Origin of the sequence: Bradyrhizobium quebecense (genome assembly GCF_013373795.3) — a bacterium.
Lineage (GTDB): Bacteria > Pseudomonadota > Alphaproteobacteria > Rhizobiales > Xanthobacteraceae > Bradyrhizobium > Bradyrhizobium quebecense.
Genome location: NZ_CP088022.1, coordinates 301,083 through 322,978, shown reverse-complemented (window position 1 = coordinate 322,978; position 21,896 = coordinate 301,083). Strand labels below are relative to the sequence as shown.

Here is a 21,896-nt window from a genome sequence, read left to right as displayed (position 1 = left end):
AAGGGAGGAGCAGATGATTCAAGACACGATCCGCACCGGCTTTGCCGGCGCCCCCGTCGTCACGGCGATGGAGGTGATCCCGGTCGCCGGCCGCGACGGCATGCTCCTCAATCTGAGCGGCGCACACGCGCCGTTCTTCACCCGCAATCTCGTGGTCCTCACAGACAACTCCGGCCACACCGGCGTCGGCGAGGTGCCGGGCGGCGAGAAGATCCGCAAGACGCTCGAGGACGCCCGCGACCTCGTCGTCGGCCAGAGCATCGGCGCGTGCAACAACATCCTGGCGTCGATGCGCCGGACCTTCGCCGACCGCGACGCCGGCGGCCGCGGCAAGCAGACCTTTGATCTCCGCGTCACCATCCATGCGGTGACCGCGGTGGAATCCGCGCTGCTCGATCTGCTCGGCCAGCATCTCAATCTCCCGGTCGCAGCCTTGCTCGGCGAAGGCCAGCAGCGCACCAGCGTCGAGACGCTTGGCTATCTCTTCTTCGTCGGCGACCGCAGGAAGACCAGCCTTCCCTATGTCGAAGGCGAGACCGGCAAGCCCGACTGGTTCAACCTGCGCCATCAGGTGGCGATGACGCCGGAGGCGATCGTCCGCCTCGCCGAGGCGACGCAGGCGCATTACGGCTTCGCCGATTTCAAGCTCAAGGGCGGTGTGCTCGCGGGTGAAGAGGAGATCGAGGCCGTCACGGCGATCGCCAAGCGTTTTCCGAAAGCCCGCGTCACGCTCGACCCGAACGGCGCCTGGTCGCTCGACGAGGCGATCCGGCTGTGCAGCAACATGCATGGCGTGCTCGCCTATGCCGAGGATCCCTGCGGCGCGGAGGCCGGCTTCTCCGGCCGCGAGATCATGGCCGAGTTCCGCCGCGCCACGGGGCTACCGACCGCAACCAACATGATCGCGACCGACTGGCGCCAGCTCTCCCACGCGTTGCGGCTCGGGGCGGTCGACATTCCGCTCGCCGATCCGCATTTCTGGACCATGCAGGGCTCGGTGCGGGTGGCGCAGACCTGCCGCGACAACGGCCTGACCTGGGGCTCGCACTCCAACAATCATTTCGATATTTCGCTGGCGATGTTCACCCATGTCGGCGCCGCCGCGCCCGGCAAGGTGACCGCGATCGACACCCACTGGATCTGGCAGGACGGCCAGGCGTTGACCAAGGAGCCGCTGCAGATCAAGGGCGGCAAGATCGCGATCCCGGATCGGCCGGGCCTCGGCATCGAGCTCGATCGCGCTGCCATCGAGGCGGCGAACGCGCTATACAAGCAGCATGGCCTCGGCGCCCGCGACGACGCGCTGGCCATGCAGTTCCTGATCCCCGGCTGGACCTTCGACGACAAGCGTCCCTGCCTCGTGCGCTAACAAGAAAGGTGGAAACATGACCGCTCACCAGAAGAACTTCATCGCCGGCGAATGGATCGACGGAACAAGCATCACGCGGGACATCAACCCCTCCAACACGGCCGATGTGGTCGGCGAATACGCCAAGGCAGACAAGGCGCAGACCGAAAACGCGATCGCCGCGGCGAAAGCCGCCTTCCCGGCCTGGGCGCGCTCGACGCCGCAGGAGCGCTTTGACGCGCTGACCAAAATCTCCGTCGAAATCCTCGCCCGCAAGGAAGAGCTCGGCCGCCTGCTGGCGCGCGAGGAAGGCAAGACGCTGCCGGAAGGCATCGGCGAGGTGGCGCGCGCCGGGCAGATCTTTGCGTTCTTCGCCGGCGAGGCGCTGCGGCTGATGGGCGAGAAGGGTGCGTCGGTGCGCCCCGGTCTCGATGTCGAGATCACCCGCGAGCCGGTCGGCGTCATCGGCATGATCACGCCCTGGAATTTCCCGATCGCGATCCCGGCCTGGAAGATCGCGCCCGCGCTCTGCTACGGCAACACGGTGGTGTTCAAGCCGGCCGAGCTGGTGCCGGGCTCCGCGCATGCGCTGTCCGAGATCATCGCGCGCTCCGGCATTCCGGCCGGGGTCTTCAACCTCGTGGTCGGCTCGGGCTCGGTGGTCGGCCAGACCCTGCTCGATCATCCCGACGTCGCCGCGATCTCCTTCACCGGCTCGGTGCAGACCGGCCGCAAGATCGCGCAGGCCTGCGTGCTCTCCAATCCGATGAAGAAGTTCCAGCTCGAGATGGGCGGCAAGAACCCGCTGGTCGTGCTCGACGATGCCGACGTCAAGGTCGCGGTCGAGGTCGCGGTCAACGGCGCCTATTTCTCAACCGGCCAGCGCTGCACGGCGTCTTCGCGCCTGATCGTCACCGCGGGGATTCACGACCGCTTCGTCGCCGCGATGACCGAGCGCATGAAGGGTCTTTCGGTGGATGACGCGCTGAAGAGCGGCGTGCATGTCGGCCCTGTCGTGGACCAGAGCCAGCTCGACCAGGACCTTCGCTACATCAAGATCGGCCAGGACGAAGGCGCCCGCCTGCATTGGGGCGGCGAGCTGCTGAACCGCGAGACGCCCGGCTTCTATCTGCAGCCGGCGCTGTTCACCGAGGCGAACAACCGGATGCGGATCGCCCGCGAGGAGATCTTCGGCCCGGTCGCCTGCGTGATCCGCGCTAAGGACTACGAGGAGGCGCTCGCGATCTCCAACGACACCGAGTTCGGCCTCGCCTCGGGCATCTGCACGTCAAGCCTGAAATACGCCTCGCACTACAAGCGCAACAGCGAGAGCGGCATGGTGATGGTCAACCTGCCGACCGCCGGCGTCGATTACCACGTGCCGTTCGGCGGCCGCAAAGGCTCGAGCTACGGCGCGCGCGAACAGGGTGCCTATGCCCGCGAGTTCTACACCACGGTGAAGACGGCCTACACCTTCCCGGGTTGAGTCTTACCGCACGGGAGGTGCGCCCCCTCTCCCGCTTGCGGGGGAGGTGAAGCTAAGCCAGGAGGAATACGGCATGGACCAACCGATCGGCGCGCAGGAGCAGCCCCGCTACATCAAGCTCAACACGCGCGACAATGTCGCGATCGTCGTCAATGATTTCGGCTTGCCTGCCGGCTCGCGCTTCGCCTGCGGCCTGACGCTGCGCGCCTTCGTGCCGCAAGGCCACAAGACCGCACTGGACGACATCGCCGAGGGCGCGCCGATCATCCGCTATGGCGAGGTGATCGGCCATGCGCTGTCGCCGATCCTGGCCGGCGAATGGGTCGACGAAGCGCGCATCCGCATGCCCGACGCGCCGCCGCTCGATCAGCTCGAGATCGCAACCGCGGTGCCGCCGGCACTGCCACCGCTCGAAGGCTTTACCTTCGAAGGCTATCGCAATCCCGACGGCTCGGTCGGCACCAAGAACATCCTCGGCATCTCCTCCTCGGTGCAATGCGTCAAGGGCACGATGGAATATGCGGTGAAGCGCATCCGCGCCGAGCTCTTGCCGAAATATCCCAATGTCGACGACGTCGTGCCGCTGACCCATGCCTATGGCTGCGGCGTCGCCATTGCCGCGCCCGACGCCGTGGTGCCGATCCGCACGTTGCAGAATCTCGCGCTCAATCCGAATTTCGGCGGCGAGATCCTGGTCATAGGCCTCGGCTGCGAGAAGCTCGCGCCGGAACGGCTGGTGCCGGAAGGCGTCAGCGATGCCATCGTGCGGATGCAGGACGAAGCCTTCGACGGCTTCGGCGCCATCGTCGATGCCATCATGACCCAGGCCGAGGCCCGCCTGAAGGTGCTCAACGCCCGCACGCGCGAGACCTGCCCGGCCGCCGATCTCGTGATCGGCCTGCAATGCGGCGGCAGCGATGCGTTCTCCGGCGTCACCGCGAACCCCGCAGTCGGCTTCGCCGCCGATCTCCTGGTTCGCGCCGGCGCGACCGTGATGTTCTCGGAAGTGACCGAGGTGCGCGATGCAATCCAGCTTCTGACCCGCCGCGCCGTCAACGAGGATGTCGGCCGCGCGCTGATCCGCGAGATGGCCTGGTACGATGCCTATCTCGCCCGGGGCGGTGCCGACCGCAGCGCCAACACCACGCCGGGCAACAAGAAGGGCGGGCTCGCCAACATCGTCGAAAAATCCCTCGGCTCGATCGTCAAGTCCGGCTCCGGCCCGATCGCTGGCGTGCTGTCGCCGGGCGAGAAGGCGCGGCAGAAGGGCATGCTGTTCGCCGCGACACCGGCCAGCGATTTTATCTGCGGCACGTTGCAGCTCGCCTCCGGCATGACCTTGCAGGTGTTCACCACCGGCCGCGGCACGCCCTATGGCCTTGCCGCCGCGCCCGTCATCAAGGTCGCGACCCGCAGCGAGCTGGCGCGGCGCTGGAAGGACCTGATCGATTTCGACGCCGGCTGCATCGCGACCGGCGAGAAGACGATCGAGGAAACCGGCTGGGACCTGTTCCGCCTGATCCTCGACGTCGCGAGCGGACGGACCAGGCCGTGGTCGGACCGCTGGGGCATTCATAACGATCTCACGCTGTTCAACCCGGCGCCGGTTACCTAGCAACAGCGCAGGCTAGCCTGCATATGGAAAGTCCGGCGTGACGAGGTCAACGGCGGACTTTCATCTTCATGGTCTTGATCGGCATCAATCGTCGTCGTGATGAATGACGGTCTTGCTGCGATTGCCGAGCTCGTCCTGCTTCTTGATGACCGTGGTCCGGTCATGACGCGGCTCGCGCTCCCTGATCACGGTGGTGCGGTCGCGATCCCGATCGCGATATTCATGCGACTCGCCGACCGTGACGCCGGCGCCGACGGGGCCGGCACGAACACCGATTTCATCGGCGAATGCAGGCGATGCGATCGCGGTCACCATGGCCGCGGCAAACAGATACTTTCTCATGACGTCTCTCCTCCTCGAGTGGCGATGAGGAGGAGGAACGTCGGGTGCGACATAGCGTTCCTATATCGATCAGAGTGCAATCGCCCCCGCGCAAATGCGGAACATCCTGTAGGGAACCTCGCTGAACAGACATTCACCTGTGTGGCGAAATGCTCATGTTCCACGCGTTGAATAGCCTGATTTGATGGCCCACGTCCCCATCAACAGGAGGACGTTCCATGAAACAATCGCAGCACTTCCTCGACAATGCAGAGAACTGCGCGCAGCTTGCCGAGCGCGCCGACGACGAGCCGACCTACAATCGCTTCAAGCGCATGGAGGCGGCTTGGCGCGCGCTGGCCAAGGAGCAGGATTGGCTCGACGGCGAAACCTCGCCGTCGGAGACCGCACCCGCAGCTCCGTCGGAAACCGCAGCCCAAATCTGAGCCAGCCCAAGTCTGAGCCAGCCCAAGTCTGAAAATCCCAGGTCTGGAAATGGCCCGCGCGCGACAAATGAAACGTCGCCGCGGGCCGCTTCTTATTCGGCGCTGTGCTGCCGCTGCCAGCGCAGCAGATAGGCCTGCAGCCGCCAGATGATTGCCGACAGCACGACGCCGACCAGCATCAGCACCACGACCGCGACCATCATGCCGGAGGCTTCCCCTCGCGCCTCGGACTCGATGATGAGGCGGCCGATGCCGCGCTCGGCGCCGATGAACTCGCCGACGATCACGCCGATCAAGGCAAAAGAGATCGCGGGCGTCAGCGAGGCGAACACCCAGGCCATGGTCGACGGGATCACCACGGTGCGGGTGATCTGCCACTCGCTGGCGCCGAGCAGCCGCGCCGCGTTGGTAAAGCCCTCGTCGATCGAGCGCGCGCCCTCGAAGGTGTTGAAGAACACCAGGAACACGACGACGATCCAGGAAGTCACGATCTTCGACATATCGCCGATGCCGAACGCCAGCACGATGATCGGCGCCAGCGCGATCCGCGGGATCGAATTCACCGCCGTGATGAAAGGCTGGAAGATCGCGCTGAGCCGGTCGGAGCGCCCGAGGATCAGCCCGGCGACGAAGCCGCTGACCACGCCGGTCACGAAACCGAAGAAGGTGTTCTTCAGGGTGATCGCCGTCGCGGCCCAGAGATTGTTCTCGTTGCGCGCCAGGCACTTTGCGAACTCGCCGTTGAACCAGCCGTTGAAGACGCCGAGCTTCGAGGTGAGGCAGCTCTGGATCAGGAAGTTGTCGAAGATCATCGACGGCTTCGAGATGAAGTACGGATCGAGCAGGTCGGGCACCAGCCACGGCAGCTTCGTGTGGAGGTCGTAACCCCATTGCCACACCGACAGAACGATGGAGCAGATCAGGACCTGCCAGCCGATCGTACTGAGCATGCCGTGTCGCCTCATACGCTGCGGCCCTTGACGAATTCCTCGCCGAGCGAGTGCCAGATGTGCTGGAACAGCTCGGCATAATGCGGGGTCTCGCGCACCTTCACCGCGTCGCGCGGGCGGGCGAAGTCGACTTCGAACATGTCCTTGATGCGGCCCGGCCGCGCGGAGAACAGGATAATGCGGTCGGCCAATGTCAGCGCCTCGCCGAGATCGTGGGTCACGAACAGCACGGTCTGCTGCTCGCGCTCCCAGATCCGAAGCAGCACCTCGTGCATGTCGATCTTGGTGTGGGTGTCGAGCGCGCCGAATGGCTCGTCCATCAGGAGGATCTGCGGCTCGACGATCAGCGTCCGCATCAGCGCCGCGCGCTGCCGCATGCCGCCGGACAGCGCCGACGGGTAGGCGTTCTCGAATCCCTTGAGCCCGGCCTGCGCGACGCATTGCGCGATGCGCTCTTTCCGTTCCGGAGCCGGCACGCCGGATAGCTCCAGCCCGTAGCCGATATTGTCGGCGACGGTCCGCCAGGGAAACAGCGTGTCGCGCTGGAACACATAGCCGACATCTGGCGTCGCCTTGCCGGGGACGACGCGCTTGCCGTCGATCAGGATCTCGCCGCCGGTCGGGCGGATCAGCGAGGCGATCATGTTGAGCACCGTGCTCTTGCCGGAGCCCGACGGGCCGAGCAGCGCGACGAACTCGCCGCGGCGCACGTCGAAGCTGACGTCACGAACGGCCTCGATCGTGGTCCTGGCGAGCTGGAACGACTTGCTCAGGCCCTTGACCTCGACGCGGCGGTCGGCCGAGGCGTGCGGCGACAAGGGTGCGCTCGTCTCGAGCGCGCTCAACCCGGGTAGGCCTTTCGCGCCGTGTCGATGAGAGTGGAGTTGACCACATCAGCGATCTTGAGCGGCTTGATGCCGGTCATCTCGCGAAACCAGACCTTCTCGCCGCGCGCGAAGCTCGCCGCGTCGACAATACCCTCATAGTCCGCGACCTTCTGGATCGCGGTGATCTCGAGCAGGTTGGCGTCGCGCGAGGTGCTGCCGACATAGGGCTCGATGGCATCATAGACCTCGGCCGGCTTGTGCGTCTTGATCCATTGTGAGGCGCGCCACAGCGCGGTGACGTAGGCCTGCATCTTGGCGGGGTCCTTGTCGATGGTCGCCTGCAATGTGAAATGCGCGGTCACCGGCACCTTGCCGCCGATATGCTTGTTCCAGATCGCCTCGTCGGTGCCGTCGAACAGCAATTCGCCCCATCCCTGCTGCTGCGCCTCGTTCAACAGCGACAGCGAGCTGACGAGGATATCGACCTGCTTCGACTTCAGCGAGCCCAGCATGGTGTCGACATTGCCGGTGCCGATCCAGGTCACCTTGTCGTCAAGCCCCATGGTTTCCATGTAGTAGGACGCCCAGACATGGTTGGTGCCGCCGAGCGAGGAGACCGAGACGATCGGCTTGCGGCCGTCGGGCCGCTTCCATTGCGTGAAGGCCTCCAGCGAGTTGATGCCCTGGTCCTTCAGATCCTTGCGCAGGATGAACATCACCGAGTTCGACCGTGTGTCGACCGGCAGCAGCACGCGCGCAGCGCGGCCGTGGTTGGTCAGCTGCATCGGATGGGTGACGTCGCCGATGCCGATGTCGCCCTGCGACGAGGCGATGATCTCGCGGGTCTTCACGCCGCTGCCGCCCTGCACCAGCTTGCAGTCGAGCCCGGCTTCCTTGAAGTAGCCGATGCGGTCAGCGACAAATTGTGTCTGATAGACCGGCACCGCGACCGGATAGATTGCGCGGCCGGTCGCCGCCTGCGCCCATCCACGCCCGGTCGCCAGCGCCGCGCCGCCGGCGGCGATCACGGTCAGTGCCGATCGCCTTGAAACATGCGGCACGGTGAGGCGCGCCATCACGCGTGCTCCTTCGCCGAGATCTTGTCGAGCGCGCTGAGCACCGCATCGCCCATCTGGGCGGTCGACAGCTTCTTCGCCCCGGCCTCGGCGATATCGGCGGTGCGCGCGCCGGAGGCGAGCGCGGTCTGCACCGCGTGCTCCAGCAGGTCGGCATCCTCCGGGCGATTCAGCGTCAGGCGCAACAGCATCGCGACGCTGAGGATCGAGCCGAGCGGATTGGCGATGCCCTTGCCCGCGATATCAGGCGCGCTGCCGTGCACCGGTTCATACAGCGCCTTGCGCCGGCCGAAGCGATCGATCGGACCGAGCGAGGCCGACGGCAGCATGCCGAGCGAGCCCGAGGCCATCGCCGCGCAGTCGGACAGGATGTCGCCGAAGATGTTGCCCGTCACCATAACATCGAACTGCCGCGGCTCGCGCACGATCTGCATCGCGGCGTTGTCGACATAGAGATGGGTCAGCTCGACGTCGGAGAACTCCTCCTTGTGCAGCTTGATCACCTCCTCGCGCCAGACCACGCTGGTCTCCAGCACATTGGCCTTGTCGACCGAGCAGACCTTGTTGCGCCGGGTCCGCGCCAGCTCGAAGGCCGAGCGCGCCACGCGGCGGATCTGGTTGGTCGTGTACTGCTCGGTGTTGAAGCCGCGGCGCTGTCCATCCGGCAATGTCTCGATGCCGCGCGGCTCGCCGAAATAGATGCCGCTGGTCAATTCGCGGATGATGACGAAGTCGACGCCGTCAAGCACCTCGGGCTTGAGCGGCGCCGACGCCGATAGCGCCGGGCTCGCCACGATCGGCCTCAAGTTCGCGTAGAGATCGTATTTGCTGCGCAGCCCCAGCAGGCTGCCGGCCTTGCGCGCCGCCGCCGGCACTTCGGTGGTCTCCGGTCCACCGGTCGCGCCCCACAGGATGGCGTCGGCCTCGTCCATCGCCTCCGCGGTGTCCTCCGGCAGCACTTTGCCGGTCGCCAGATACGGGATCAGGCCGTACTGCGCCTCGCGCAAGGTCATCGGCACGTTACGTTTGGCCGCGAACCACTCGAGCACGCGGCGCGACTGCGTTGTGACCTCCGGGCCGATGCCTTCGCCGCCGACGACGGCGACCTTGACCATGTTGGATTGCGTGCTCATGCAGATGTCCTTGAAACGGGTGTCCTTGAAGCGGCTGTCTTCTGAAAATGAATCCAGGGCCGCGTTGTGCGGTCAGAAGCCTGGAAGGCGTGGATCTCGTCATCGCGCTGCAATGTCAGCGCCACCTCGTCGAGCCCCTTCAAAAGCCCTTCGCGCCGCCGCGGATCGATCTCGAACGAATGCCGAGCGCCCGACGGCGAGACGATGGTTTGCGCCTCGAGGTCGATCGAAACCTTGCCCGCGCCCTGCGTCGCCTCGATGTCGGCGGCGAGCTGATCGACCACGGCCTTGTCGACGAGAACAGGCAGAATTCCGTTCTGGAAGCAGTTGGCGAAGAAGATGTCGCCGAAGCCGGAGCCGATGATGGCGCGGATGCCGCGCTCCTGCAGCGACCACACCGCGCCCTCGCGCGACGAACCGCAGCCGAAATTCGGCCCCGTGACCAGGATCTCCGCCTCTCGGTAGGGCTCGCGGTTGAGGATGAAATCCGGATTCTCCGAGCCGTCGGCCAGATAGCGCAGCGAGCCGAACGCCCATTTGCCGAGCGTGCCGCGGATCGAATTGCCGACCAGGCGCTCGATCCGGATGATCACATCGGTATCGATATTGGCGCGCATGATCGGCGCGGCGGTTGCGGTGAGCTTGTCGAACGGTTTTGGCATCACTGGCGTCCCATCATCCTGACATCGGCGATCGCGCCGGCAATGGCCGAGGCCGCAGCACTCGCGGGGCTCGCCAGATGCGTCCGCGCGCGTGGCCCTTGGCGGCCGACGAAGTTGCGGTTCGAGGTCGAGACCGAGCGCTGCCCGGGCGCCACCACCTCACCATTGGCGGCAAGGCACATCGAGCAGCCCGGCTCGCGCCATTCGAAGCCGGCATCGATGAAGATCTTGTCGAGCCCTTCGGCCACCGCCTCGCGCTTGACGTTTTCCGAGCCCGGCACCACCCAGGCGCGGACCCCGGCGGCGACCTTGCGGCCGCGCACGACTTCGGCCGCGGCGCGCAGATCGCTGAGCCGGCTGTTGGTGCAGGAGCCGATGAACACCCAGTCGACCGGTGTGCCGGCAATCGGCGCGCCGCCCTGCAGGCCCATATACTCGAGCGCGGTCTCGATCGCGGCGCGCCGCGCCGGATCGTCGACCGTCTTCGGATCGGGAATGACGCCATCGACGCCGACGACGTGCTCGGGGCTGATGCCCCAGGTCACCTGCGGGATGATCTTTTCGACATCGATCACGACCTCGCGGTCGAACACCGCATCGGGATCGCTCGGCAGTTCGCGCCATGCCTTGACCGCGAGATCCCACATCTCGCCTTGCGGCGCATAGGGACGGCCGCGCAGGAATTCGAACGTTGTCTCGTCGGGCGCCACCATGCCTATCTTGGCGCCGAGCTCGATCGAGAGATTGCAGATCGTCAGCCGTCCCTCGATCGGCAGCGCGCGGATCGCACTGCCGGCATATTCGACCGCGTAACCCGTACCGCCGGCGGCGCCGATATGCCCGATCAGTGCGAGGATCATGTCCTTGGCGGTGACGCCGAGCGGCAGCTTGCCCTCGAAGCGCGCGCGCAGCGTCTTCGGACGCTTCTGGATCAATGCCTGTGTCGCCAGCACGTGGGTGAGCTCGCTCGACCCGATGCCGAAGGCGAGCGCGCCGAGGCCGCCATGGGTGCAGGTGTGGCTATCGCCGCAGACGATCGTCGCGCCCGGCAGGCTCAAGCCGAGTTCCGGCCCGATGACGTGGACGATGCCCTGGCCGGGCTGGTCGACATCGAACAGCGTGATGCCGCTCGCCGCCGTCTCGGTCCGCAGCGCAGCCAGCAATTCCTGTCCGATCTTGCTGGTTCCGGCGCGGCCGGGCGCCGTCGACAACGCGTGATCCGGCGTCGCAAACGTCAGTTCGGGATTGTGAACCTTGAGGCCACGGCTCTTGAGATCGAGCAGGCCGCGCGAGCCGCCGAGATCGTGCAGCAGATGGCGGTCGATAGAAAGGAGGTCCGTGTCCTCGCTGAGGCGGGCGATGACATGCTGGTCCCAGATCTTCTCGACCAAACTTCGTCCGGGCATCAGCCTTCCCCTGCTCTCCGCGTTTCCATGCGGCTTGATCTAATTGGCGCCAATCTGTGCCAAAGTTGTCGTCAAGTGAAGCAGTTTTGCCCTAACATCACATATGTGATGGAGGCGCGGTCGTTGCCCCGCCGCGGAGACAGCCATGCCGAATGCGAACAAGACGGCCATCGTCAAATCGGCCATGCGGTCGTTTGCAGTTCTGGAGTTCTTTCGGGAAACAAAGCGGGCTGCTTCCGTGACTGAAATAGCTTCCGCGCTGGAGATGCCCCAATCGAGTACGTCAGTGTTGCTTCGCAGCCTCGTTGAATTAAACTACCTTGAGTACGACCGACGGACCCGGCGTTTCATCCCCAGCTACCGGGTCAATCTGCTCGGTGATTGGATCCGTCGTTCTCCGTTCCGTGATCAAAAGCTCACCGATCTGATGGAGGAACTCTGGACCGCGACGGGCGGCGAGACCGTCATGCTTGGACAACAGGCCGGCGCCGCCGGGATGCGGTATCTGCACGTTGTCCCCGGCGGCAATCAGCTTCAGTTCATTGCAAATGCCGGTCAAGTACGACCGATGGTTCGCACCGCGCTCGGACACGTGCTGCTGAGCCAGATGCCGAACACCAAAATTCGCGGCATCATCCGTCGCAATAACGCTGAGGAGCCGAGTCAGTCGGCGCGCGTTCGCGAAGCGGCCTTTCTGGAAGAGGTCGAGCGCATCCGCCGCCGCGGCTTTTCCGAGTCGAGCGGCCGCACGACGCCGGGCGCAAACACAATCGGCATGCTTGTTCCCCTGCCGAAGCGACGCGCTCCGCTCGCGATCGGCATCGGCGGACCAATCGAACGGATCGCGGCAAAGCGCGAGCAGATCATTGAAGTCATGCAGAGCCGGCTGAAAGAACTGACGGATGTGGCCGGGCCGAGAGTCGTTGAAAAATGACCTCTCAAGACGCTCAACGCGTCCCGCGGACGATAGAACCGTAGCCCGGATGGAGCGAAGCGCGATCCGGGGGCAGTCCCTCCGCGGAGAGATCGGCCCCGGATTGCGCTTCGCTCCATCCGGGCTACAAATGCGCGTCGAAATTCCTACGACGCCAGCGCTTCCTCGGGCATCACGGCCGACAGATGCTGGCTCTCGGCCACCGCGCGGTTGGTGATGCGGCCGCGATGGACGTTGAGGCCGGCGCGCAGATGCGGATCCTCGACCAGCGCGCGCAGTCCCTTCGACGCCAGCGCCAGGCCGAACGGCAAGGTGGCGTGGTTGAGTGCGTGGCTCGAGGTAACCGGCACCGCGCCCGGCATGTTGGCGACGCAATAATGCACGATGTCGTCGACCAGATAGGTCGGCGCCTGGTGCGTGGTCGCCTTCGAGGTCTCGAAGCAGCCGCCCTGATCGATCGCGACGTCGACCAGCACCGCACGGCGTTTCATGCCTGCGAGCTGTGCGCGCGACACCAGCTTTGGCGCGCTGGCGCCGGGCACCAGCACCGCGCCGATCACAACGTCAGCCGCGAATACCTCCTGCTCGATCGCTTCCAGTGTGGCGTAACGGGTGCGGACACGCCCGAGGAAAAGGTCGTCGAGCGCACGGAGCCGCGGCAATGAGCGGTCAAGGATGGTGACGTCGCTGCCAAGGCCGGCGGCCATCCGCGCCGCATGGGTGCCGACCACGCCGCCGCCGATGATCGCAACGCGCGCCGGCGGAACGCCCGGCACGCCGCCGAGCAGCTTGCCCATGCCGTCGGCGGATTTGCGCAGCGCAGCACCCGCGGCCTCGATCGCCAGCCGGCCGGCGACTTCGCTCATCGGCGCGAGCAGCGGCAGCCCGCCATGCGCATCGGTCACGGTCTCATAGGCGACCGCCGTGCAGCCGGAGGCGATCAGCCCCGCGGTCTGCGGCACGTCGGGCGCAAGATGCAGATAAGTGAAGAGGATCTGGCCCTCACGCAGCCGGATCCATTCGGACGGCTGCGGCTCCTTCACCTTCACGATCATCTCGGCGACCGAGAACACCTCTTCGGCGGTGTCGGCAATCCGTGCGCCGGCCTGGGTGTAGACGTCATCGCCGGCACCGATGCCGTCGCCGGCGCCGCGCTGGACCACGACTTCGTGGCCGTGCGCCACATATTCCCGCACCGAGGCGGGCGTCAGCCCGACCCGATATTCCTCGACCTTGATTTCCTTGGGCACGCCGATGCGCATGGTCCGCTCCTTGAAGGATTCGTTTCCGTTAGCCTCAAGGCTATTCCTCGTCACATGGCGTTTCTCAGCGAATTCCGGCTTGTGCACATGCAGATCCGCTCATATCCTTCGTTTCCAGCTCAGCCTTCGAAGGAAAACTGCGTGGACGGTCTCGATCGTATCGATCTCAGAATCCTTGCCGAGCTGGTCGCCGACGCTCGCGCCAGCCAGATCGAGCTCGCCGAGAAGGTCGGGCTGTCGCCGACCGCCTGCGCGCGGCGCATCCGCCATCTCGAGGAGATCGGCGTGATCCGCGGCTACCGCGTCGACCTCGAGCCGACGGCACTCGGCCTTGTAACGACCGTCGTCGTCACCATCACGCTGGAGAAGCAGAGCGAGGATTATCTCGCAGCCTTCGAGGCCGCGATCTCACGCTGCCCCGACGTCGTGTCCTGCCATCTGATGTCGGGCAGCGACGATTATCATCTGCAAGTCATTGCCCGCGACATCGCCGACTTCGAGCGCATCCACAAGCAGCATCTGTCGCGGATGCCGGGCGTCGCCCGCATCCATTCCAGCTTCGCGATGCGCGAAGTGGTCCGCCGAACGATCCCGGAAACTGCCCTGCGCGGCTGAGGGTCGATCGCAGCGTCAGAACGGATTACGGCTCGCGCGCGGCCACATCCGCGCCAGCGTCTCGTCCTTCTTGACGAAGACATGCCACAGCGTCGCGGCGATATGCAGCGCGACCACGGCATAGACGACATAGGCCAGCGCGCCATCCGCCAGCTCGCCGGCCTCCGCCACCGCCTTGTTGTCGGCGAACAGGCGCGGCCAGCTGAAGGTCCAGAAATAGCGCAGCGAATAGCCGCCGGCCGACGAGAACATGTATCCGGTCGCCGGCATCACGAACAGGATGGCGTAGAGCGCCCAGTGATTGAGTCTTGCGGCGATCCTGATCAGCGGAGAGAACGAGCCCGGCTCCGGCGGCGTCGTGGTCACGGCCCGCACCATCAGCCGCAGGATCGCTAGGAAGAACAGGGTGACGCCGAGCGACTTGTGCACCTCGAGCAGCTCGCGCCGCGGCGACGTCCCCGCCGGCTGCAGCCCGCAATAGAGCCCGATCAGCATCGCCGCGATGAACAGCACCGCCGTCGCCCAGTGAATCCTGCGCAGCAGCGGATCGTAGCTGGCCGTCATGTCCGTCGTCACAAGGCGCCTTCGTTTGAAGCCAGCCCTTGCGGGTTCGGCCCGAAAAAAGGAAGCCGTTTCAAAGATGATCGCGCGACGCCTGCCTACCGGCGCGGGCGTCAAGTTCGATCACGATCGCGAAGGCCGGGGCTCCCTCCATCGTCATTCCGGGGCGCGCGAAGCGCGAGCCCGGAATCCATTCAACCGCAACACGGCAGCCCGATGGATTCCGGGCCTGCGCCTTCGGCGCATCCCGAAGTGACGAAGAGGTTACCGCGCGTCCCGAAATGACGAACGGAGGGCTCGCCACGCGCTCGCTGTCACAAACCGCGGTCGCTGTCACAAACGCTGTCACAATCGGAGCCGCCCGGCCCCGCGCCACACGCATTTTTTAGTCGTGATTCGCTGTCTTCTATGACAGAATTACTACAATTCAATATCAGTTCGGTTACACGCGGAGCGGTGAATGAGCATGGAGTGGCGGGCGCGGCCGGTTTCGCTGGCTTGGTCGAATCCAGTGGTCCGGTGGTGGGGCTTCCTGAGCCTCGTCAGCGCCGCCAACATCGCGATCTGGTTCGCGCTGTACCGACAGTTCAACGAGCAGTCGAACGGCAGCCTCAGCAATACGTCCGGCATCGGCCTGATGCTGCTGCTCTGCGCGGCCTATGTGTTCGGCTGCGCCTTCCGCTCGGTGCTGCCGCGCGCCGACGTGCAGCGCATCTGCCTGTTCGACACCTGGCTGTCGAGCGTCGTGGTCGGCCGCACCGTTGCGACCGTCGCCGAGGTCTGCTTCGCCGCGCAATGGGCGATCATCCTGTATCAGCTCGGCACCATGACCGGCGCCGAGACCACCATCAACATCGCCTGGATCATTGTGCCGCTGATCGTGATTGCGGAATGCTTCTCCTGGTATGCGGTGCTGACCACCCATTATCTCTGCAACGCGATCGAGAACTCGATCTGGGCCGTGGTGTTCTTCCTGGTCGGGATCGCGCTGTGCCGGCTGCTGCCCGAGTTTCATGGGCCGGTGCGCTGGGCCTTCATCGTCGCGATCGTCGGCATCGCCGCCTTCCTCGCCTTCCTGATGACCGTCGACGTCCCGATGTATCTGAACCGCTGGCGCGCCAATCTCGCCGCCGGCGGCACCCTGCTGCATCCGCTCGATGGCCTGCGCGACGTCAGCCGGCGCTGGGTCGTGACCCACGACATCGCCGAGTGGCGCGAGGAGATCGCCTGGATGTCGCTGTATTTCAGCATGGCGGTCTGGTCGAGCCTCGCGCTCTGCGTCGGCTACTCGCTCGAGGATCAGCTGCCGCGTTACCGCACCGAGCCTGCGATCGTCGCGACGACGCCGGCGATCGAAAGCCCGACACCGGCGATCTTCAGCACGACGCCGGCGGCGCAGCACACCGCAACGATCGACGCGGCGGCGCCGTCGCGGAATTGAGCGGCGGCCGCGCCGCACGGCTTGCGGCCGTCAGCGCTTCCGGAGTAAACGCTGAGGCATCCCGCCCATCCGTCAGCGCGTTCCATGCCCCGCATCACCATCATCGAAACCGGGCTCGTCAGTCCGCAATTCCGCGAGCGCCACGGAAGCTATCCGCAGATGTTCCAGCGGATGGTGGCCGCAGCCGATCCGTCGATCGCCTGCGACGTCGTCAGCGTCGCCAACGGTTTAGGCACTTCCGAATCCGGCCACATTGGATGCGATCCTGATTACCGGATCGGCGGCCGGCGTCTATGACGATGTCGCCTGGATCGCGCCGCTCGAAGCCTTCGCGCGCGCCGCTCATGACAAGCGCGTTCCGATGGTCGGCGTCTGCTTCGGCCATCTGCTGATCGCGCAGGCGCTCGGGGGCACCGTGCGCAAATCGGAGAAGGGCTGGGGCATCGGCCGCCACGTCTATCAGCTGGCGCCGGACAACGGGCTGATCGACGGCGAGACGATCGCGGCGGCCGCCTCGCATCAGGACCAGGTGATCAGCCCGCCCGCCTCCGCACGCACCATCATGGCGTCCGCGTTCACCCCGCATGCCGGGCTGCTCTATGCCAACGGCACCACGACGTCGGTGCAGCCGCATCCGGAATTCACCGTCGATTATGCCGACGCGCTGTGCGACCTGCGCCGCGGCCTCGCGCCCGATGTCGTGGTCGAGACGGCCAAGGCATCGCTCGCCGCACCGCTCGACCACGCCACGCTCGGCGGCGTGGTCACGCGCTTTCTCACCGGCCATACGCCCGCGTAAGATAGCGCCTTCAGGTCATGCTGCCCGGCATGAAGCAGCGCACGCGCGGGTGGCCGTCGATATAGTGCTTCCACACCATGGTTCGTCCGATCTTGTTCGGCTCGGTGATCAAGGCCTCGTTCGGCACCACGACCCATTCGTCGTCGATGTGCACGCGATAATGGCCGTGGTCCGACTCCCAGTCCGGATCGGCGACCACGGATCCGTCGGCGTCGGAACAGCATTGTCCGTAGCCGCTGTGCAGGCTTTCAAACCAGGGCTTCAGAGGTGAATTGGTGTAGCGGCCGTCGTCGCGCGCCAGGGTCGGCGATGTCAGCCATATCGCCCCCAGCAGCAGTGCCGCACGCGTGATGGCGTGCATGTTGTGGTCTCCGCAGATCTGATCCAGCTGCGGGCGCGCATCACTTACCATTCGCCGGCGACATTGCCGTTGCGGGCGAAACACGACGAAGCGGCGCCCCAGCACCTTGCATTCAAGTATGCAAGACCGACGCCAGACTGCATTCCGGGAGACTACGGCCGACGAAAGTATGGGAGCGCGGACCGTCGCGTGCCACGCACGGCAGGTCGCCATCTCAAGCGCGCGATCGCCTTCGGCACGGCTCGATCAGCGGATCGCCGCAGCGACCTCGGGGACCAGTAGCGGCGCACTTCGCGACGCCGCCTGCAGCGCGCATTCGACGAACCGGCGCGGCAGCAGCGAGGCGTTCGAGCGCATCGCCACCAGCATGCGGCTCTCCGCATCCGGCGTGTCCAGCGCCTTCGCGACAACGTTCATGACGCCGGCTTGCTGGTAACACGACGGCAGGATCGAAAGTCCGATCCCGGCGGCGACGAGGCTGAGCACCGTGCGCAGTTCGTGCGCCTCCTGCGCGATGCGCGGCGCAAAGCCGGCGCGCCGGCACAGCATCGCCGCCTGGTCACCGACGCCGCAACCGCTCTCGGCCATGCCGACGAATTCGTGCTCGGCGAGGTCCGCAACGCTGAGTTTGCCGGGCGCGGCGGCCAGCGGGTGATCGATCGGCAGGAACACCATCAAGCGGTCGCGCCAGACGACATGAACCTGCAGATCGGCCGCGGGCCGGAAATCCAGCGGCGGCCGCATGATCGCGACGTCGAGCTCGGCGTCGGCGAGTGCCTGCAGCTGTTTCGCCGTCGACATGTGCCTGAGCTCGATCTTCACCCGCGGATAGCTGCCGCGGAAGCTGCGGAACAGTTCGGCGAACATGTCGAGCATCGGAACCGAGTCGGTGAAACCGACACGGACCGCGCCGGCTTCACCGCGCGCTGCGCGGCGCACGGTCTCCGATGCGAGGTCGAGCTCGCTGACGGCGCGTCGCGCGTGTTCCAGCAGCAATTGGCCGGCCTGGGTGAGTTCAACCGCGCGCCGTGTCCGCGACAACAGCTTGGTGCCGAGCTCCTCCTCCATCGCCTTGATCTGTGTGCTCAGCGGCGGCTGGCTGACATGCAGCCGCTTGGCGGCGCGGCTGAAGCTGAGTTCTTCGGCGACCGCGATGAAGTAGCGAAGCTGCCTGTAATCCATCGCTTATTCCGTTTCCCTATAAGTGACGGGTCAAAGCGGTATTTGACCTCCCAGGTCCGTTTCCCGATCTTGGCGCCAAAACACGGATGCTCCAAGGGGCAACACGCGCAGCCGGTCAGCCATGCGAAATCGCCGCGAATAACAGGCGCTCCGCCCGGTTCGGATCATAAGCGCGATAACAAAAAGCAAGGGAGGATTCCAATGGGCCAAGCGTCCGTCAGCGAGCTCGAACAGCAAACCATCCGCCGGGTCTATTGGCGGCTGATCCCGATCCTCTTCGTCATGATGTTCTTCAACTATCTCGACCGCATCAATCTCGGCTATGCCGGGCTGACGATGAACAAGGACCTTGGCCTCAGCCCCGCGATCTTCGGCTTTGCGGCCAGCATCTTCTTCCTCGGCTACATGGTGCTCGAGGTGCCGAGCAATCTGATGCTGCACTGGCTCGGCGCCCGGATCTGGCTTGCGCGCATCCTGATCACCTGGGGCCTCGTCGCCACGCTGACCGCCTTTGTCTGGAATCCGCTGAGCCTCTATGTCATGCGGTTCGGCCTCGGCGTCGCGGAAGCCGGCTTCATGCCCGGCGTGGTGCTTTATTTGACCTATTGGTTCCCCGCGCGCTATCGCGCCCGCGCGGTCGCCGGATACATCATCGCCGGCTCGTTCTCAGCGGTGCTTGGCGGGCCGATCTCGACCAGCATCATGACCTTCCTCGACGGTGCGTCCGGCCTGCATGGCTGGCAATGGATGTTCATCGCCGAGGGCGTGCCGACCATTCTGCTCGGCCTCTTCACGCTCTATTATCTGACCGACCGCCCCGCCAAGGCGAGCTGGCTCACCAAAGAGCAAGCCGCCTGGCTGGAGGGCGAGCTCGCCGCCGAGCGGGCCGAGATCGAACAACAGGGGCAGCACAGGTTGATCGAATGCGTGCTCGATATCAGGGTCTGGCTGCTGGCGGCGCTGTTCGGCTGCGCGCTGGTCGGCATCTATGGCCTGCTGCTGTGGCTGCCGCAGATCATCAAGGGCATGGGCAATCTCAGCAACATCGAGGTCGGCTTCCTGTCGGCGATCCCGCCGCTGCTCGGCGTCGTCGGCACCATCGTGGTCAGCCGCAGCTCGGACAAGACAGGCGATCGCAAGTTTCATCTTGCGGCCGTCTATCTGCTCGCCGCCGTCGCCATGCTCGGCAGCGCCTATGTCTCGAGCCCGGTGCTGGCCTTCGTGTTCCTCTGCGTCGTCGGCTTCAGTCTGAACGCCGGCAATCCGTTGTTCTGGAGCATCAACGCCTCGCTGCTGACCGGCGCGGCCGGCGCCGCCGCGATCGCCATGGTCAACACGCTGGCGCAGTTCGGCGGCCTGATCGGCCCCTGGTGCATCGGCCTGATCAAGGACTCCACCGGAAGCTTCTCCTGGGCGCTGGTCGGCATCGCCGGCTTCCTGTTCGTCGCCTCCGCCATCGCCGCCACCATGCGCGTCAAACCGCGCGAGACGGAATTGACGGGCGCGATCCCGTCATCCGTCGCCCACTGACAAACCTGCCAAGGACGCAACCATGATCATCGACTGTCACGGCCACTACACCACCGAGCCGGCCAAGCTGCAGATCTTCCGCGACAAGCAGCTCGCCGGCCTCGCCGACAGATCGCGCCGGCCGCTCACCACCAATCTCGGCATCACCGACGACGAGATTCGCTCCAGCGTCGAGGGCGCGCAGCTCCGCCTGCAGAAGGAGCGTGGCACCGACGTTACCATCTTCTCGCCGCGCGCCGCCGGCATGGCGCACCATGTCGGCAAGGAAGCGACCAGCCGTGAATGGACCACGATCTGCAACGACCTCGTGCACCGGGTCTGCACGCTGTTCCCGCAAAATTTCGTACCCGTGTGCCAGCTGCCGCAGAGCCCGGGCGTCAAGCCCGCCAACTGCATCGAGGAACTGGAGCGCTGCGTGACGCAGCTCGGCTTCGTCGGCTGCAACCTCAATCCCGATCCCGCCGGCGGCTATTGGTGCGACCCGCCGCTGACCGACGAATGGTGGTACCCGCTGTATGAGAAGATGGTCGAGCTCGACGTGCCGGCGATGGTCCATGTCTCTTCGTCCTGCAATCCCTGCTTCCACGGCACCGGCGCGCACTACCTCAACGGCGACACCACCGCCTTCATGCAGTTCCTGACCTCTGACCTGTTCAAGCACTTCCCGACCCTGCGATTCATCATCCCGCACGGCGGCGGCGCGGTGCCCTATCACTGGGGCCGCTACCGCGGCCTCGCGCAGGACATGAAGCTGCCGCCGCTGTCGGAGCATCTGTTGAAGAACGTGTTCTTCGACACCTGCGTCTATCACCTCCCCGGCATCGAGCTGTTGACCAGGGTGATCCCGGTCGAGAACATCCTGTTTGCGTCGGAGATGGTCGGCGCGGTCCGTGGCATCGATCCTGAAACGGGACATCACTTCGACGACACCCGCCGCTACATCGATGCGTTGCCGTTGAGCGCGGAGGACAAGGCCAAGATCTTCGAAGGCAATGCCCGCCGCGTCTATCCTCGCCTCAACGCCCATCTCGACCGCCGCGCGCACTAGCCGACCGCGCCGACAACACCCCGGAGAACACCGATGGCCATAGGATTTGCAATTCACAAGGCGAACCGGAAAGTGTCGCCTGACCTCGTCGCGCGCTACCGCCGGCTTCCGGTCGCCAATATCAGCGACGTGATGTCGCGGATCGCGGGCACCAACCGGCTGCGGCCGATGCATGCGGGCGGCTGGCTCGGCGGCCCGGCGCTGACCGTGAAGACCCGGCCCGGCGACAATCTGATGGTGCACAAGGCGATCGACCTGGCCCAGCCGGGCGACGTGATCGTGGTCGACGCCGGCGGCATCCTGATCAACGCCATCATCGGCGAGATCATGTCGACGCTGGCCGAGAAAAAGGGCGTCGCGGGCTTCGTGATCGACGGCTCGATCCGCGATGCCGGCGCGATCCGCGCCGGATCGTTCCCGGTGTTCGCCGCCGGCGTCGCCCATCGCGGCCCCTACAAGGACGGCCCGGGCGAGATCAATTGCGCCATCTCGATCGACGGCATGATCGTCGAGCCCGGCGATCTCATCGTGGCCGACGACGACGGCGTGCTCTGCGTGCCGCACGACGACGCCGAGGCCGTCTGCAAGCTGACCGAGGCCAAGAAGGCGACCGAGGAAAAAGCCATCCAACAGATCCTCGCCGGCACCAGCGACCGCCGGTGGGTCGATGAGGCGCTGCAGCGCCTCGGCTGCGAGTTCAAGGACTAACCTGCCGCCGCTGCCTGGAAGGCGGGATGCCTGCCTCTTGGGCATAAGTCTCCGCAAAATCGGCGAGAATCACCACCCCGCAACCCGTTGGCGCGTCCCTCCACCAGCATCGGGAATTTTTCCCGATGGCAGATGGAAAAGAATCCCGGATCTCCGGGACACATCTTGTTTGCCAAAGCATCAGC

At 65.5% G+C, this 21,896-nt stretch carries 21 protein-coding genes and 1 pseudogene; 11 read left to right on the top strand and 11 right to left on the bottom strand.

Features of this window, described 5'->3' with window-relative positions:
* Positions 1-13: 13 nt before the first annotated feature.
* The 3 genes from gudD (at position 14) to garD (ending at position 4,449) form a co-directional block, all read left to right on the top strand.
* Positions 14-1,369 (top strand): glucarate dehydratase, encoded by a 1,356-nt coding sequence (gene gudD / locus HU230_RS01680; protein WP_176533250.1) that lies wholly within the window; start codon positions 14-16, stop codon positions 1,367-1,369.
* Positions 1,370-1,385: 16 nt separating this feature from the next.
* Positions 1,386-2,834 (top strand): aldehyde dehydrogenase family protein, encoded by a 1,449-nt coding sequence (locus HU230_RS01675; protein WP_176533251.1) that lies wholly within the window; start codon positions 1,386-1,388, stop codon positions 2,832-2,834.
* Between the two features lie 73 nt (positions 2,835-2,907).
* Positions 2,908-4,449 carry a galactarate dehydratase gene (gene garD, locus HU230_RS01670; RefSeq protein ID WP_176533252.1) on the top strand — a complete coding sequence of 514 codons (1,542 nt, stop codon included), beginning with the start codon at positions 2,908-2,910 and terminating at the stop codon, positions 4,447-4,449.
* A gap of 84 nt (positions 4,450-4,533) precedes the next feature.
* Here the strand turns inward: garD and HU230_RS01665 are convergent, their stop codons facing one another.
* Positions 4,534-4,791, bottom strand: a complete 258-nt coding sequence (locus HU230_RS01665; RefSeq protein ID WP_097673301.1) for a hypothetical protein — start codon at positions 4,789-4,791, stop codon at positions 4,534-4,536.
* A gap of 218 nt (positions 4,792-5,009) precedes the next feature.
* Here HU230_RS01665 and HU230_RS01660 point away from each other — a divergent pair, with 218 nt between their 5' ends.
* On the top strand, positions 5,010-5,216 hold the full coding sequence (locus HU230_RS01660; RefSeq protein ID WP_176533253.1) for a hypothetical protein: 207 nt from the start codon (positions 5,010-5,012) through the stop codon (positions 5,214-5,216).
* A 92-nt stretch (positions 5,217-5,308) separates the two neighbouring features.
* On the opposite strand, the gene HU230_RS01655 is transcribed toward HU230_RS01660, so the two are convergent.
* The 6 genes from HU230_RS01655 to leuC are packed head-to-tail and all read right to left on the bottom strand — an operon-like array spanning position 5,309 to position 11,270.
* A complete protein-coding gene (locus HU230_RS01655) occupies positions 5,309-6,181 on the bottom strand; it encodes an ABC transporter permease (RefSeq protein WP_176533254.1) in 873 nt (290 codons plus the stop codon).
* Positions 6,178-7,011 (bottom strand): ABC transporter ATP-binding protein, encoded by an 834-nt coding sequence (locus tag HU230_RS01650; protein WP_176533255.1) that lies wholly within the window; start codon positions 7,009-7,011, stop codon positions 6,178-6,180. The genes HU230_RS01655 and HU230_RS01650 overlap by 4 nt, the downstream gene beginning before the upstream one ends.
* Positions 7,008-8,069, bottom strand: coding sequence for an ABC transporter substrate-binding protein (locus HU230_RS01645; protein WP_176533256.1), 1,062 nt, complete (start codon positions 8,067-8,069; stop codon positions 7,008-7,010). Before HU230_RS01645 ends, HU230_RS01650 begins: the two co-directional genes overlap by 4 nt.
* The gene (gene leuB, locus HU230_RS01640; protein ID WP_176533257.1) at positions 8,069-9,202 is read right to left on the bottom strand and encodes a 3-isopropylmalate dehydrogenase; all 1,134 of its coding nucleotides are present in this window, start codon (positions 9,200-9,202) and stop codon (positions 8,069-8,071) included. Before leuB ends, HU230_RS01645 begins: the two co-directional genes overlap by 1 nt.
* Positions 9,199-9,864: a 3-isopropylmalate dehydratase small subunit gene (leuD, locus tag HU230_RS01635; RefSeq protein ID WP_176533258.1), complete on the bottom strand. Its 666-nt coding sequence runs from the start codon at positions 9,862-9,864 to the stop codon at positions 9,199-9,201. Before leuD ends, leuB begins: the two co-directional genes overlap by 4 nt.
* Positions 9,864-11,270, bottom strand: a complete 1,407-nt coding sequence (gene leuC, locus HU230_RS01630) for a 3-isopropylmalate dehydratase large subunit (RefSeq protein WP_176533259.1) — start codon at positions 11,268-11,270, stop codon at positions 9,864-9,866. The genes leuD and leuC overlap by 1 nt, the downstream gene beginning before the upstream one ends.
* A gap of 145 nt (positions 11,271-11,415) precedes the next feature.
* Here leuC and HU230_RS01625 point away from each other — a divergent pair, with 145 nt between their 5' ends.
* Complete coding sequence (locus HU230_RS01625) at positions 11,416-12,204, top strand: IclR family transcriptional regulator (RefSeq protein ID WP_176533260.1); 789 nt, start codon at positions 11,416-11,418, stop codon at positions 12,202-12,204.
* 146 nt (positions 12,205-12,350) lie between these two features.
* On the opposite strand, the gene ald is transcribed toward HU230_RS01625, so the two are convergent.
* Positions 12,351-13,466: an alanine dehydrogenase gene (gene ald, locus HU230_RS01620; RefSeq protein ID WP_176533261.1), complete on the bottom strand. Its 1,116-nt coding sequence runs from the start codon at positions 13,464-13,466 to the stop codon at positions 12,351-12,353.
* An 87-nt stretch (positions 13,467-13,553) separates the two neighbouring features.
* On the opposite strand from ald, the gene HU230_RS01615 reads away from it, so the two are divergent.
* On the top strand, positions 13,554-14,081 hold the full coding sequence (locus HU230_RS01615) for an Lrp/AsnC family transcriptional regulator (RefSeq protein WP_176533262.1): 528 nt from the start codon (positions 13,554-13,556) through the stop codon (positions 14,079-14,081).
* Between the two features lie 15 nt (positions 14,082-14,096).
* Here the strand turns inward: HU230_RS01615 and HU230_RS01610 are convergent, their stop codons facing one another.
* Positions 14,097-14,645, bottom strand: coding sequence for a cytochrome b (locus HU230_RS01610; protein WP_176533263.1), 549 nt, complete (start codon positions 14,643-14,645; stop codon positions 14,097-14,099).
* A gap of 463 nt (positions 14,646-15,108) precedes the next feature.
* Between HU230_RS01610 and HU230_RS01605 the strand changes: the two genes are divergently transcribed.
* Together HU230_RS01605 and HU230_RS01600 are read left to right on the top strand one after the other, a co-directional pair.
* Positions 15,109-16,083, top strand: a complete 975-nt coding sequence (locus HU230_RS01605; RefSeq protein ID WP_224944083.1) for a hypothetical protein — start codon at positions 15,109-15,111, stop codon at positions 16,081-16,083.
* Positions 16,084-16,167: 84 nt separating this feature from the next.
* Positions 16,168-16,882, top strand: a pseudogene (locus HU230_RS01600) (glutamine amidotransferase-related protein).
* Between the two features lie 10 nt (positions 16,883-16,892).
* Here the strand turns inward: HU230_RS01600 and HU230_RS01595 are convergent.
* Entirely contained in the window at positions 16,893-17,243 is a 351-nt protein-coding gene (locus HU230_RS01595; RefSeq protein ID WP_176533264.1) for a hypothetical protein, read from the bottom strand.
* A 246-nt stretch (positions 17,244-17,489) separates the two neighbouring features.
* Positions 17,490-18,425 (bottom strand): LysR substrate-binding domain-containing protein, encoded by a 936-nt coding sequence (locus HU230_RS01590; protein ID WP_176533265.1) that lies wholly within the window; start codon positions 18,423-18,425, stop codon positions 17,490-17,492.
* Between the two features lie 201 nt (positions 18,426-18,626).
* Here HU230_RS01590 and HU230_RS01585 point away from each other — a divergent pair, with 201 nt between their 5' ends.
* The 3 genes from HU230_RS01585 to HU230_RS01575 are packed head-to-tail and all read left to right on the top strand — an operon-like array spanning position 18,627 to position 21,711.
* Positions 18,627-19,955 carry an MFS transporter gene (locus HU230_RS01585; protein WP_176533266.1) on the top strand — a complete coding sequence of 443 codons (1,329 nt, stop codon included), beginning with the start codon at positions 18,627-18,629 and terminating at the stop codon, positions 19,953-19,955.
* Positions 19,956-19,977: 22 nt separating this feature from the next.
* Positions 19,978-21,003 carry an amidohydrolase family protein gene (locus tag HU230_RS01580; protein WP_176533267.1) on the top strand — a complete coding sequence of 342 codons (1,026 nt, stop codon included), beginning with the start codon at positions 19,978-19,980 and terminating at the stop codon, positions 21,001-21,003.
* Positions 21,004-21,036: 33 nt separating this feature from the next.
* On the top strand, positions 21,037-21,711 hold the full coding sequence (locus tag HU230_RS01575) for an RraA family protein (RefSeq protein ID WP_176533268.1): 675 nt from the start codon (positions 21,037-21,039) through the stop codon (positions 21,709-21,711).
* Positions 21,712-21,896: the final 185 nt, after the last annotated feature.